17 protein-coding genes are annotated in these 13,590 nt (G+C 32.5%); 3 read left to right on the top strand and 14 right to left on the bottom strand.

Annotated elements, in window-relative coordinates; genetic code table 11:
- Positions 1–60: 60 nt before the first annotated feature.
- Genes Z054_RS0112895 through Z054_RS0112880 form a run of 4 tightly spaced genes read right to left on the bottom strand, consistent with a single transcriptional unit; the run spans position 61 to position 3,822 of the window.
- Positions 61–1,299 (bottom strand): DUF1015 domain-containing protein, encoded by a 1,239-nt coding sequence (locus tag Z054_RS0112895; RefSeq protein ID WP_024770479.1) that lies wholly within the window; start codon positions 1,297–1,299, stop codon positions 61–63.
- Positions 1,299–1,895 (bottom strand): M23 family metallopeptidase, encoded by a 597-nt coding sequence (locus Z054_RS0112890; protein ID WP_024770478.1) that lies wholly within the window; start codon positions 1,893–1,895, stop codon positions 1,299–1,301. Before Z054_RS0112890 ends, Z054_RS0112895 begins: the two co-directional genes overlap by 1 nt.
- Before the next feature lie 33 nt (positions 1,896–1,928).
- Entirely contained in the window at positions 1,929–2,816 is an 888-nt protein-coding gene (locus tag Z054_RS0112885; protein ID WP_024770477.1) for a 3-hydroxybutyryl-CoA dehydrogenase, read from the bottom strand.
- A gap of 40 nt (positions 2,817–2,856) precedes the next feature.
- Positions 2,857–3,822, bottom strand: a complete 966-nt coding sequence (locus Z054_RS0112880; RefSeq protein ID WP_024770476.1) for a Gfo/Idh/MocA family protein — start codon at positions 3,820–3,822, stop codon at positions 2,857–2,859.
- Between the two features lie 151 nt (positions 3,823–3,973).
- On the opposite strand from Z054_RS0112880, the gene Z054_RS0112875 reads away from it, so the two are divergent.
- Complete coding sequence (locus tag Z054_RS0112875) at positions 3,974–4,615, top strand: protein-L-isoaspartate(D-aspartate) O-methyltransferase (RefSeq protein ID WP_024770475.1); 642 nt, start codon at positions 3,974–3,976, stop codon at positions 4,613–4,615.
- Positions 4,616–4,650: 35 nt separating this feature from the next.
- Here Z054_RS0112875 and smpB read toward each other — a convergent pair whose 3' ends face one another.
- Both smpB and Z054_RS0112865 read right to left on the bottom strand, forming a co-directional pair.
- The gene (gene smpB, locus Z054_RS0112870) at positions 4,651–5,109 is read right to left on the bottom strand and encodes an SsrA-binding protein SmpB (protein ID WP_024770474.1); all 459 of its coding nucleotides are present in this window, start codon (positions 5,107–5,109) and stop codon (positions 4,651–4,653) included.
- Between the two features lie 95 nt (positions 5,110–5,204).
- Positions 5,205–5,561 (bottom strand): DUF3887 domain-containing protein, encoded by a 357-nt coding sequence (locus Z054_RS0112865; protein ID WP_024770473.1) that lies wholly within the window; start codon positions 5,559–5,561, stop codon positions 5,205–5,207.
- Between the two features lie 230 nt (positions 5,562–5,791).
- Here Z054_RS0112865 and Z054_RS0112860 point away from each other — a divergent pair, with 230 nt between their 5' ends.
- Positions 5,792–6,541, top strand: coding sequence for a DUF6503 family protein (locus Z054_RS0112860; protein WP_024770472.1), 750 nt, complete (start codon positions 5,792–5,794; stop codon positions 6,539–6,541).
- Here Z054_RS0112860 and Z054_RS0112855 read toward each other — a convergent pair.
- From Z054_RS0112855 to clpB, 6 genes are all read right to left on the bottom strand, one after another.
- Entirely contained in the window at positions 6,538–7,050 is a 513-nt protein-coding gene (locus tag Z054_RS0112855; RefSeq protein ID WP_024770471.1) for a SixA phosphatase family protein, read from the bottom strand. The genes Z054_RS0112860 and Z054_RS0112855 overlap by 4 nt on opposite strands.
- A 166-nt stretch (positions 7,051–7,216) precedes the next feature.
- Positions 7,217–7,342, bottom strand: a complete 126-nt coding sequence (locus Z054_RS32585) for a hypothetical protein (RefSeq protein WP_255409709.1) — start codon at positions 7,340–7,342, stop codon at positions 7,217–7,219.
- Between the two features lie 55 nt (positions 7,343–7,397).
- Entirely contained in the window at positions 7,398–7,880 is a 483-nt protein-coding gene (locus tag Z054_RS0112850; protein WP_024770470.1) for an acyl-CoA thioesterase, read from the bottom strand.
- A 54-nt stretch (positions 7,881–7,934) separates the two neighbouring features.
- Positions 7,935–8,531, bottom strand: a complete 597-nt coding sequence (locus Z054_RS0112845) for a TetR/AcrR family transcriptional regulator (protein WP_024770469.1) — start codon at positions 8,529–8,531, stop codon at positions 7,935–7,937.
- Positions 8,532–8,647: 116 nt separating this feature from the next.
- Positions 8,648–9,295: a hypothetical protein gene (locus Z054_RS0112840; RefSeq protein WP_024770468.1), complete on the bottom strand. Its 648-nt coding sequence runs from the start codon at positions 9,293–9,295 to the stop codon at positions 8,648–8,650.
- 213 nt (positions 9,296–9,508) lie between these two features.
- The gene (gene clpB / locus Z054_RS0112835) at positions 9,509–12,109 is read right to left on the bottom strand and encodes an ATP-dependent chaperone ClpB (protein ID WP_024770467.1); all 2,601 of its coding nucleotides are present in this window, start codon (positions 12,107–12,109) and stop codon (positions 9,509–9,511) included.
- Positions 12,110–12,310: 201 nt separating this feature from the next.
- Here clpB and ytxJ point away from each other — a divergent pair, with 201 nt between their 5' ends.
- Positions 12,311–12,706, top strand: coding sequence for a bacillithiol system redox-active protein YtxJ (gene ytxJ, locus Z054_RS0112830; protein WP_024770466.1), 396 nt, complete (start codon positions 12,311–12,313; stop codon positions 12,704–12,706).
- Position 12,707: 1 nt separating this feature from the next.
- Here the strand turns inward: ytxJ and Z054_RS0112825 are convergent, their stop codons facing one another.
- Positions 12,708–13,121, bottom strand: a complete 414-nt coding sequence (locus Z054_RS0112825) for a group III truncated hemoglobin (RefSeq protein ID WP_035091805.1) — start codon at positions 13,119–13,121, stop codon at positions 12,708–12,710.
- 41 nt (positions 13,122–13,162) lie between these two features.
- A complete protein-coding gene (locus Z054_RS0112820) occupies positions 13,163–13,444 on the bottom strand; it encodes a hypothetical protein (RefSeq protein ID WP_035091802.1) in 282 nt (93 codons plus the stop codon).
- Positions 13,445–13,590: the final 146 nt, after the last annotated feature.

Genomic DNA, 13,590 nt, shown 5'->3' with positions numbered 1-13,590 from the left:
TGTTCTCAATTTTTAAAGAAAAGCATATTACAATGTTATCGCGCAAAAGCAATTATGATTTTAAAACTCATAAATAGTGATTCCACTCCTTAATTTTGGCTCTATATATGTGCTTTTTGGAGGCATTTTTAATCCTTGGTCTGCAATTTTTTTGACTTGTTCTACAGATGCAGGAAAAAGCCCAAATCCTACTTTATATTCTCCATTATCAACCTCGCTTTTTACCATTACAATTCCATTTTTGCCATGGGAGTATTCGATACGTGTATCTGTGCGCAAATCTTCAATACCTAAAATAGGTTTTAAAACGGTTTTGTATAAAATCTGTGCGTCTAATTCTTCTAGAGCATCTGTAAATTCATAAGTTGTTTTTCTTAGATATAATGAATAGAACTCATCATCAATATACATGCTAAAATGATGAGGTTTTGAAGGTCTGTATACCTCGGGTCCTCTATTTTCAATACGAAACCATTCATCAAGTTTGATCAGGAATTCCTCTTTAGATAAGCCGTTGAGATCTTTTACTAATCGATTAAATTCATAAATTTTTAAGTCAGATTCAGGAATCAAATAGCTCATAAAGAAATTATAAGCTTCATCACCACTATGCTCAGGGTTATTTTCTTTTAAATCCTGCGATAGTAGATAGGATGATGCAGAACGATGATGCCCATCTGCTATGTATATGGTTTCTATAGAAGAAAAGGCTTCTTGTATCTCATGAATAGATTTTTGATTCTCTATTTTCCAAAGATAATGAGTGTCACGATTTGTAGTCGTAAATTCATATTCTGCTCTTGCTCCAACAGTTTCTGAAATAATTTTTGAAATAGAATCATTATCAGGGTAGGTGAGCAATACAGGTTCTGCATTAAAACCTACTGTTTTTAAATACTCCTTAAAAGTACTTTCACGATGTTGAAGTGTATCTTCGTGTTTTTTGATAATATCATTATGGTAATCCTCTGCACTGGCGGCAGCTATTATACCACAAAAGGATTCTTGTTCGCGATTTACAATTTTGTAAATGTAATAACAAGAGCTATCCTCTTGCATGAAAATTTCATCTTCTTTAAACTCTAGGTATCGATTTCGAACTAATTTATAGCGCTCTTCTCCTGATATCTCTTTATGGTATTTATATCCTGGATTTACAATATGTAGAAAGGAGTAGGGGTTATAATCCATTCGAGAATCTCGCTCAAAAGAAGTGTAACTTTGATATGATCTGGAAGCAACCAGATTTACTTTATCCCTTGTTGGTCGTACAGCCTTAAATGGATGAATTTTTGCCATTAATTTTTATTTATAAATTTTGTAGGATCTAGGTAGCCAGATTTGTCATTTGCATATCCACCACCGATATCCATAAAAATATCATCTCTGATTTCTAAATGCAAGTGAGCCAAATATATACCATTTGCATTACCTATAGTTGCTATTAAAGCACCTTTTTTTACAAAATCTCCTTCTTTTACACGTATAGAATCGCAATGGGCATATACAGATTCATAATATTTTCCTTTGTATTTATGTATTACTCTTATAACATTGCCCCAGCCTCCTTTAATATCCTTAGCAAAAGAAACATACCCATTTGCAATAGCATATATAGGATCTCCCAAGTCTGTATTACCTCCACCAACACCATTCCAATCATCTCCTAAGTGATTATTTTCTCTAAATTTTTGAGCATTATAATAACCTTCAGCATTTGGTTTGCCTATTGGATAATCAAAATCAGAAGCGATAAATTCTGGATTTTCCTTAAACAGAGAAATATAGATCTGATAAGGATCTTGATTTTTGTCTATAGCAAAGCTAAATGCCTCATTTCTGTTTTTACAGGAAATCAAAGTCAAAACTATAATTAGTATCAGGGTTTTGTTCATCGTAAAATCAGGAAGTAAACACTAAACTACTAACTATATAAACTGTTTGGATACGTTTTCTGCTTTTCTGTTTTCAGAATAATCATAGAATCCTTCTCCACTTTTTACTCCGAGTTTACCAGCCATAACCATATTAACTAATAATGGGCAAGGAGCGTATTTTGGATTTTTGAAACCTTCATACATTACATTAAGAATAGAAAGGCAAACATCAAGACCAATAAAATCTGCCAATTGTAATGGCCCCATAGGATGTGCCATTCCTAGTTTCATAACGGTATCAATCTCAGATACTCCTGCCACACCATTGTATAAAGTTTCTATTGATTCGTTAATCATTGGCATCAGGATACGATTTGCTACAAATCCAGGATAATCATTAACTTCTACAGGAACTTTACCCAGTGTTTTAGACATTTCCATAATAGTAGAAGTCACTTCATCAGAGGTGTTGTATCCTCTAATAATTTCCACTAATTTCATAATCGGTACCGGATTCATGAAATGCATACCAATAACCATTTCTGGACGATTGGTTACAGCAGCAATTTGTGTAATCGATATTGATGAAGTATTAGAAGCCAAAATTGTATCTTCTGGACATGCCTCACTAAGTTCTCTGAAAATTTTTAATTTTAAATCTACATTTTCAGTAGCTGCCTCAACTACAAGACCAGCATATTCTACTCCTTCTTTGATATTTGTATAAGTAGAGATATTGGCAAGTGTAGCTTCTTTATCGGCTTCAGATATTTTTTCCTTAGCAATCATTCTATCTAAATTCTTTGTGATTGTAGCTAAGCCTTTATCCAAAGATTGTTGAGAAATATCAATAAGCTGTACTTTAAAGCCTTTTTGAGCAAAAGTATGTGCAATACCATTCCCCATAGTTCCTGCACCGATTACTGCAATGTTTTTCATATGTATTTTTTTATTTAGTGTAAATCTGTAAATTTTGTTTTTAATGTGCGAAACAATCAATAATTTTTAATGCAACTTCTAATGCTTTTTTACCTTGCTCTAATGATACAATAGGTGTAGTGTCATTTTTTATAGCTTCTGCAAAAGTATCTAACTCATCTAATATTGCATTATTAGAAGGGACATTAGGGTTATCAAAATAGATTTGTTTTTTTATGCCTTCAGCATTTTGCAATATCATAGCAAAATCATCTGGATTTTGAGGAGCATCTTTCATTTTTACAACCTCACATTTTTTCTCAAAGAAATCGACCGAGATGTATGCATCACGTTGAAAAAATCTGGATTTCCGCATATTCTTAAGAGAAATTCTACTGGCAGTAAGATTGGCTACACAACCATTTTCAAATTCTATTCGGGCATTTGCGATATCGGGAGTTTCACTAATTACAGATACTCCGCTGGCACTGATATGTTTAACTTCTGAGTGTACTACACTTAGGATTGCATCTATATCATGAATCATAAGATCAAGAACTACAGGAACATCTGTGCCTCTGGGATTAAATTCTGCCAATCTATGTGATTCTATAAACATTGGGCTGTCAATCTTGCTAGCTACAGCAGTATATGCAGGATTAAAACGTTCTACATGCCCTACTTGTCCTTTTACATTGTGTGCATTAGCCAAATCAATAAGTTGTTGGGCTTCTGCTACAGTATTGGTAATAGGTTTTTCTATAAAGACGTGTTTGCCTGCTTTTATTGCTTGTTTAGCTACATCAAAATGAGCGAAAGTTGGGGTGACAATATCTACTACATCTACAGCATCAATTAATTCTTCAACAGAATTAAAAAGTTGATACCCAAATTCTTCTACGATAGATTTAGCTTGAGTTTCGCTAGCATCGTAGAAACCTATAAGGTCATAATTTTCTGATTGTTGTAGAAGACGTAAATGGATTTTACCAAGGTGTCCCGCACCGAGTACTCCGGCTTTGAGCATAATATATTGATTTTACACAAAAATAGTATTATTTATAAATTTTAAATCCTAATTATATCTAAAATGCAAAAATTTAGTTCGAAGAAAGAAATAGTTTGCAAATCTTTAAAATCTTTATGTAATTTTAGCCTGCTAAATAACCCTTAGAATAGTGAAAGATACTCTTAGACATGCCGGAAAAAGAAAACAATTAGTAGATGTATTGATTAAAAAAGGAATCAAAAATAAAGCTGTGTTGTCTGCCATTGCCAAGATACCCAGACATTTGTTTATGGATTCTGGTTTTGAAGATCATGCATATCAGGATAAAGCTTTTCCCATTGCAGCAGATCAAACCATTTCTCAGCCCTATACTGTGGCTTTTCAAACTGAATTATTAGAAATAAAAAAAGGAGATAAGGTATTAGAGATTGGCACTGGTTCTGGATACCAAACTGCAGTTTTATGTGAACTCGGAGTAAAAGTATATAGTATCGAACGCCAAAAAGAACTATTTAAAAAAACAAAATTGTTTTTATCTAAACTAGGGTATAGACCAAAACATTTGTCGTTTGGAGATGGATATAAAGGTTTGACAGAGCATGCACCATACAATGGAATTATAGTAACAGCAGGTGCTCCTTTTGTTCCTAAGCCATTATTAGGGCAATTACAAATTAATGGTCGTTTAGTGATTCCTGTGGGAGAGGATGTGCAAATAATGACGCTTTTTATTCGTAAAAGCGAAACAGAGTTTGAAAAACGAGAATTTGGAGAATTTAGATTTGTTCCTTTATTAGAGGATAAGAATTGAAAGTTAAATCACAGTGGTTAGGAGGGGTAATTACTTTATCCATAATCTTTTTTAATACGATCAAGATTCCTTTTATTATCTCTGTCTTTAATTGTTTCTCGTTTATCATACATCTTTTTACCACGTGCAAGAACAATATTAAGCTTTGCTAACCCACGATCATTTATGAATAATTTGGTAGGTATAATGGTTAATCCAGAGTTTTTTACTTCTTTTTCAAGCTTTTTTAACTCTTTTTTATTGAGCAATAATTTTCGCTCACTTTTGGGACTGTGATTAAAATAAGTGGCATGAGAATATTCTTCGATATGCATATTAATAACAAATAATTCATTGTTATTAAACTCACAGAAACTCTCAGCAATATTTGCTTTTCCTTCTCTAATAGCCTTTATTTCTGTGCCAACGAGTTTAATTCCTGCGGTATATTTGTCTAGGAACTCATATTCAAATTTGGCCTTACGGTTTAATATGTTGATTTTGTTTGGATTCATATCTGGGTATTCGAAATACTTTGTAAATGCCTACAAAAGTACAAAGCTTTCCTGAAAGAAAGCTTTATACAAAAAACGAATATTTTAAATACTTTTTATAGTTCTTGAAATTGTATTGTTGAAATCTTACCATTTACACTTAGTTGCAGGTCCATAGTCAAAATTGTTTTATCAAATTTTACTTTATAGCTATAAACTCCTTCAGCTGTTTCAACAAAAGTTATATTTTTTATGCTACCAAATTGTCCATAACAACCATTGATAAAACTAGAAACACCTTCTTTTGTCATGCTTTCTTGCATTTCTGAAGTGTACATGTTAAAAATAGCATCTATGTTCTGTGCATTAAAATCTTCTTGAAAAGTCTTTGTTACACTCTCATAAGTACTGGCATCTTGGGCTAAACCACATTGAACGGTAAAACAAATTAAAAGTAGGATTATATATTTCATAGTATTCTTATTTTGAGGTTAGGGACTGCAAAATAATTATCTTTTTTTTAATTAAAAAGAAAACAATCTTCAATTCGTATCAGAACAAATATTAAAATTATTATGTATCGGTAAGTATAAAACTAGATTTTCGTCTAAAAAAATAATTGATTGTACTTGTTATTTAGTTTAACAAAAATGTTACAATTATTGAAAAGAGAAAGATTAATTTAGTTTTTAAAGCAATTTTTATGCGACGTTATTTTATAGTATTAGTATTTGTTTTTTCTTTTGTTGCACCTATTTCCGCTCAGTTTTCTACCCAGGAAATAGTAGATAAAGTGATAGAAAATGCAGGAGGAGAAAAATATGATAAGGCAATTATACATTTCGTTTTTAGAGGTAAACAATATCGAAGTAAAAGAGGAGAAGGAGTGTATGCATTAGAGAGGTTTGTAAAAAGCCCTAAAGGATTAACTCATGATGTGATAAGCAATTCTGGTTTGAAAAGAACTATAGAGAATTGCCCGGTGAAAATCGCAGATTCTTTAGTTACAAAAATAAGTGATGGAGTGAATTCTGTACATTATTTTGCAAGCCTTCCGTATGGACTTAATGCGCCAGCTGTGCACAAAGAACTGATCGGTGAATCCGTTATTAATGGAGTTTTATATTATAAAGTTAAAGTAACTTTTGATCAAGAAGGTGGTGGAACTGATTTTGAAGATGAGTTTATGTATTGGATACATAAGGAGAACTTTACTGTAGATTACCTAGCATATAAGTATGCTGTAAATGGCGGAGGAATACGGTTTAGAGAAGCATATAATCCTAGAAATGTAAATGGAATACGTTTTGTTGATTATAAAAATTATAAGACAGATGACCTTACCACGCCACTACATAATCTTGACAAATTATTTGAAAAGAAGCAATTGAAATTACTTTCAAAAATAGAACTAGAGGATATTTATGTTTATATTGAAAGAGATTGTTGTTAGTTTATAGTAAGTACAGTATCAGTAATTATATCACCAGTAACTTTTATAATGAATAGTTTGCCATAGATCTTTTCATCTATCGAGCTATACTTTTCTTTACCAATAATTTTATTGACAAAGGTAGGTGTTGTATTACTATGACCAACAACCACAACAGTCTTTCCTTTGGTTTTTTCTTGAAATTCGGTGTCGTTTAAATTTCTGGGATTATATAAAACCAGTTCTAAATTTTTACTTTTGGCAATTGGCTCTGCCGTTTTTCTAGTTCTGATATAATCTGTTGTGTATACCATATCTACTGGAGTGTCAACAAGCATTTTTGCCCAGTTTTCTGATCGTATTTTTCCTGCTTCTGTAAGCTCTGGATTTCGATTATCTGGATCACTAAGATCTTTTTCAGCATGTCTAACTAAGAAATATGTAGTGGTCACTTCTTGCGGTGATACATTACTTTGGCAAGAACTTACCCAAGAAGAAAGAAAAATAAGTAAAACGAGTATAGGTTTCATCTGTTTGTGTTTATTGTTTTAGAGGTTAGGCAAGATTGCATAATGATTATTTTGGACGTGTTGAAATTCTCAATTATGCATAATTTATAACGTAAAACTAAATAATATAATCAGGTATAAAAAAGCTATTATAAAAATAATATTAGCTTTTTTATACCTGATTATATTATTCTAACATTCCCATTTGCCAAATAACGATACCCATTGATAGAATAGCAATGATAAAAAATCCTATATAAATATACGAGCTTCTTCTTTTATTAGAAGAGCCTAAATCGCCAGAAGATTTCATGTGGCCAGTTTTAAATGGTTACGTTCTATATTAAGACGAATAAAAAATGAAAATGTTACACTTTTTGTGGTTTTAATTGTGAAATTCTTTCCTCAAAACTGTTAGCGGATATAGGTTCGATTATATTTTGAAATAACTCTAAGAGTTGTTGATCGTGATTCCAACGCTTTTGTTGTAATAAATTAAAATGCACAAAAGAACTCCATAGTACAGCTTTAAGCTCGGTTTTGTCATGGTTCCACATTCTGATTTCTACATGTAATTGATTTTCTGTATATCGTATAAGTTGAGAATCAATAACCACACTCTCCATAAGTAGGGCAGGTTTTAAATACGCAATCTGGTTTGTGCCTACCACCCAGCTTATGCCTTTGGTTTTTGCGAGTTTAAAAATGTCAAGATTGTAGTATTGATCAATCTGATCTTCTCTCGCATTGATCATATAATTAATGTATGCAGCATTATTAAGGTGGTTAAAAGGATCGCAATCCTGAAACCTTATTTTTGCTTTGCTTTCTGGTACTTTAGTTAATGTCATGATTTAATTTATTTTTATACCAATTGGTATATTTATAGTTAAAAAAAATGATAATTATCGTTTAAGTTTTTTATGAATCATGGTATCTATCTGATCCATAGTTTCTAATAAATAGCTATTGTCTTCCATAGTATGGGTCATAAAAATAGCTCCGGTTATCATACTATACAATCGTTTTGCGTATAGCATTGAATCTACCTCTTCTTTTATTTCTTTGCACTCTTTCCCGGCATCAATAAGTTTAGCAACATTGTTCTGAATTTTGGTGATTGCAGATTTTACATGTTTGAAAAGAACAGGAACCTGATATTTTGCATCTACTCCCATATTAAGTACAGGGCAACCACCTAGCTCTTGAGTAAAGTTGTAATAGTTTCGATAAAAATCGGTAACTAAAAATAATTTCTCAATAGGTGATTTACTTAAGGATTGATGATCTGCTATTCGGCCAATCATATTTCCTTCGGTCATTTTAAAAGCAGCAATAGCAAGTTCTTCTTTATTTTTAAAATTACCATAAATAGCACCTTTAGTAAGCCCGGTAGCTTTAGTGATATCACTCAAACTTGTCGCAGCATATCCATTTTTGTTAAAAATAGGAGCTACGGTTTGTATTATAAACTCTGTTGTTTGTTCGGCTTTGGTGAGCATATTTTATTGAAATATAGACCGAATATACTAAAAAATACCAATCGGTATATTTTTTAATGTAACAAATATTTTATTTTAACATATCCCGAAGAGAGTTTAATAAAGAGAAGGAGTCGTTAATTTCGGCCTATATTACCGTAAATATGATCTAAAGGTTCTGTATTGGTAATGCTTTTAGGGAGATTACAAGCATCTTCGATCTTCATTTTTTGAAAATCTAGCAAAAGATCAAATTTTTCAAGAGCAACTTGTGCTTGATCACACCCTACATTTATATTTCTGATATTGTTAGTTTTGATTTTTTTTGGACTACTGCTTCTGTTTTCAAAATCTTTAAACTGGCATTTGATAATATTTCTATCCTCAAAGTAAAAGCGTTCTTCGAGTGTTAATTCGATGTTTACTAATCGACGTTTACCAGAACGATTTCTTTCATATTCTTTATACCAGATCTTATGCGTAGCATATTGAAAAAATAATTGATTATCCCAAACATAAAATTCATCTCTATACTTTACATGCCCCTGAGTGTAGGTGTGGATAATATGTTTTAATTCTGTGCCATTATAGTAAAAGGTAAGCGACCCTTTTTCCGACGATTCATCACATGAGTAATCAGTATGATGCTGTCTAAGTGTATTGGTGTCTACTAATTCTCGGATTAACTGATATTTATTTCTAATATCGGATAAGGCTCCCTTTTTGTTTTGGCCCAGGGAGATGTGTGAAATTAGAAGAAGTGCAAGTAATATGGTTGGTCTCATTGAGAGAGCAATGTACTTAAAAACCTTGTTTTTTTCCTTATTTAGTTATTAACCATTGTAGGAATAGTTTTGTTAATATCTACGGTAAAACCGTAATGTATGCCGCCCGACAAAATATAGCATTGTTGATTTTTTGTTTAAAACTATTAGAGCTATTGATTTATTTCTAGACCAATAGCTCTGTTTTTATACGTAATTACTGTTGTAGATTGATTAAGAAACCAAATCTTCCTGATTTCTGAATACTAGATTACTATCAAATTCATCGAGTAAAATTACACTCTCTGTAGAGATTTTTCCTCCTAAAATTTCTTTAGATAGTTTATTTAAAACTTCTTTTTGGATAGTACGTTTCACTGGTCTTGCTCCAAATTCTGGCTGAAAACCTCTCTCAGAAAGATAAAGTATAGCTTGCTCTGTAGCATCCAAAGTTATGTGTTGCTCTGCCAGCATTTTAGAAACGTGATTTAACTGAAGCCTTACAATTTCATTTATATTAGCTTTGGTAAGCGGAGAAAACATAATGATATCATCTATTCTATTTAAAAACTCTGGACGAACAGATTGTTTTAATATCCCTAATACTTCTACCTTAGCTGCCTCCATAGCAGTATCCATATCTTTGATAGTCTCAAGTTTTTCTTGTATGATGTGGCTACCCATATTACTGGTCATGATAATGATAGTGTTTCTAAAATCTGCGACTCTCCCTTTGTTATCTGTTAACCTGCCTTCGTCTAACACCTGTAATAACACATTAAACGTATCTGGATGTGCTTTTTCTATCTCATCGAGTAACACTACAGAATATGGTTTTCTTCGAACAGCTTCGGTTAATTGTCCTCCTTCATCATATCCTACATATCCAGGGGGTGCACCCATCAACCTGCTTACCGCATGGCGTTCCTGATATTCACTCATATCAATTCGGGTCATAGCCGTTTCATCATTAAACAGATATTCTGCCAGTGCTTTTGCTAGTTCTGTTTTACCTACCCCTGTAGTTCCCAGAAGTAAGAATGACCCTATTGGTTTTTTTTGATCTTGTAAACCTGCTCGACTTCTTCTTACGGCATCACTAACAGCTTGTATAGCTTCCATTTGTCCGACTACACGTTTCTGTAATTCTTCTTCAAGCACTAATAGTTTTTCGCGATCACTTTGTAGCATTTTGGTTACTGGTATTCCTGTCCATTTTGCTATTACTTCTGCAATATCATCATTAGTAACTTCTTCCTTAATAAGCGAAGATTTACTTTGCTGTTCATTTAGTTGTTTTTGCAATTCATCCAATCTTTCTTGAGCTTCTTTTATTTTTCCGTACCGCAATTCGGCGACTTTTCCATAATCTCCATTTCTCTCTGCACGTTCTGCTTCAAGCTTATATTCTTCAATATCTGTTTTTGCATTTTGAATAGCGTCTACAACTTCTTTTTCGCTTTGCCATTTTGCGAAAATCTCATTACGTTCTTCTTTAAGGTTTGCAAGATCTGCATTAAGTACTTTTAACTTGGTTTCGTCATCTTCACGCTTTATAGCTTCGATCTCGATTTCAAGTTGCATAATCTTTCTATCGAGAACATCAAGTTCTTCAGGCTTAGAATTAATTTCCATTCGCAGTTTAGAGGCAGCTTCATCCATTAAATCAATAGCCTTATCGGGCAAAAATCTATTTGTGATATAACGTTGAGATAATTCTACTGCAGCGATTATAGCCTCATCTTTTATACGTACTTTATGATGTGTTTCGTATTTTTCTTTAATTCCTCTAAGAATAGATATTGCACTCTCTGTGTCTGGTTCATCTACTGTAACTTTTTGGAAACGTCTTTCCAGGGCTTTATCTTTTTCAAAATACTTTTGATATTCATCCAGAGTTGTGGCTCCAATTGCGCGAAGTTCTCCTCTTGCCAAAGCTGGTTTTAGGATATTTGCGGCATCCATAGCACCTTGGCCACCACCTGCACCTACAAGAGTGTGGATTTCATCGATAAATAATACAATATCTCCATCACTAGAAGTTACTTCTTTTACTACAGATTTAAGGCGTTCTTCAAATTCACCTTTAAATTTGGCACCAGCAATTAAAGCTCCCATATCCAAAGAAAAAATTTGTTTGTTCTTAAGGTTTTCGGGAATGTCTCCGGCGATAATTCGATGAGCTAACCCTTCGGCAATAGCAGTTTTACCTACGCCAGGCTCACCGACCAACATTGGATTGTTTTTGGTACGACGAGAAAGGATTTGTAATATCCTTCGGATTTCTTCATCACGACCTATAACGGGATCTAATTTTCCGTTCTCTGCCATTTCATTAAGATTTTTGGCATATTTATTTAGGGCCTGATAGGTTTCTTCTGCACTTTGTGATGTTACTCGTTCGCCTTTTCTGATCTCATTAATAGCTTCGGTTAGATGTTTTTCTGTTACTCCCTGATCTTTTAGGATTTGTGCAATCTTGCTTTTAGATTTAAAGATAGCAATCACCAGATGTTCAATAGAAACATATTCGTCATTCATCTTTTTAGCAATAATGCTTGCTTCATTTAACGATTTTCCTGCTTCTCTTGATAACTGTAACTCTCCGCCAGAAACTTTAGGAAAACTTTCTAGTGTGCTATCGAGAACTTGTTGTAAAAGATTGATATTTACATTTAACTTTTTTAGCAAAAACGGAAGCACATTTTCATCTACATTAAAGATAGCTTTAAAAATGTGTTCGTTTTCTATTTGTTGATGTCCAAAGCCTTGTGCAAGCTGTTGAGCTTGTTGTATGGCTTCTTGTGATTTTATAGTGAAATTATTAAAATTCATAGTCTCTTATTTTGAGTTTCTAGTAGAGGATCAAATAATATTCCTACTTTGATAATGTGTCAAAATGTCTTGTTGTTGCTTGATTTTACTGACTTTTTGGCTTAATGTAAAGTTACGAATTTTGTAACGACCAATATATGATTATAGTCAATTTTAAAAATCATTTGACTATGTTTGTGATAATTAGAATTAAGGGAAAAAATGGGAATATTTGGTAAATTATTTGGATCAGAAGAGAAAGAACCTAAGCAGGAAAAACAAGCTTTGCCATGGCAAGTGCTCAATTCTATTTCGCAATTAGAGGAAATAGCAGAAGCATCAAAGACTAAAACGCAGGCTATTTTTAAGCATTCGACTCGTTGTGGTATTAGTAGAATGGTGATCCGTAATTTTGAAAGCAGTTTTGATATTACAGAAGATCAAATAGATTTGTATTATCTTGATTTATTGAATCATCGTGATGTGTCTGCAGAAGTAGCTGCAAAATTTCAAGTATTTCATGAATCACCACAATTTATTGTTATTAGAAATGGTGTTATGGTACATCATTCTTCGCATAGTGCGATTACGCCCCAGGTATTACATCAATTTGTATAAATTATTTGTTAGGGATCATTTTTTGAGAAGGTCTGTCTTGAAACATTTTCAAGAATAATGTTGTACTCATTTTTCTGGCGCGATTTTTAGCTAAAGTAGCGAGTTCACCTTCAAAAAGGTCATCTATTGTAGTAATCCATAGTTGCAACCATATTCCAAAATGTACATTTGTAACGCTGTGGTTAAACGTTTGATCTACTCGTTTGTGGACTTCAATAGGGTTTCCTTTAAATTTTGAAACAAATAAGAGGTTGGTTTCCCAAAAGTCGGTTAATCTATCTAAATGTTTATCCCAATCTTTTATCATATGATTAAAAATAGGGCCTAAACTCTCTTCTTTTCTGATTTTTTTATAAAATCTAGAAACCAGCATTGCTACATCATTTCTATTTCTGATATCATTTTTTTGAATCACTTTTGCTTGCTTTTTTTGTTGTAAGAAATCTTATATTTCTATTAGTAAAATGTGATGTTAAGCAATACCAAAAAGCTGTTGATTATTATACTTGCAATTAATAGGTTAAATACAAACTTTGCTTTCATTTGAGCTAGAATAGATGCATTAAATGCCATGCAAATGATTACACAAAGAGATAATTGAATGACTTGTGAAATAGACCTGTCTTGCATAAGAATGTACATTGCTGCAACAGACCCTAAGCAACTGGAAAGAATGATCATTAATGGTATATATGCCATATACATTTCCTTAAAATCTTTTAATAACTTTGAATACATAACAATTACTTTTAGTGTTATTCAAAGATATTTCAAAGAAGGGCTATAGTTTTATGATTCTGATCATAAAGTAGATTATAAGTAAGGTTCTATGTGCTTCTCTTAAAATATATAAAATACAGATTGATAAATCGTTTCAAAAATAA

The sequence above is a fragment of the Aquimarina macrocephali JAMB N27 genome (assembly GCF_000520995.1).
In the GTDB taxonomy this organism is placed as follows: domain Bacteria; phylum Bacteroidota; class Bacteroidia; order Flavobacteriales; family Flavobacteriaceae; genus Aquimarina; species Aquimarina macrocephali.
This window is presented reverse-complemented; position numbering and strand designations above follow the sequence as displayed.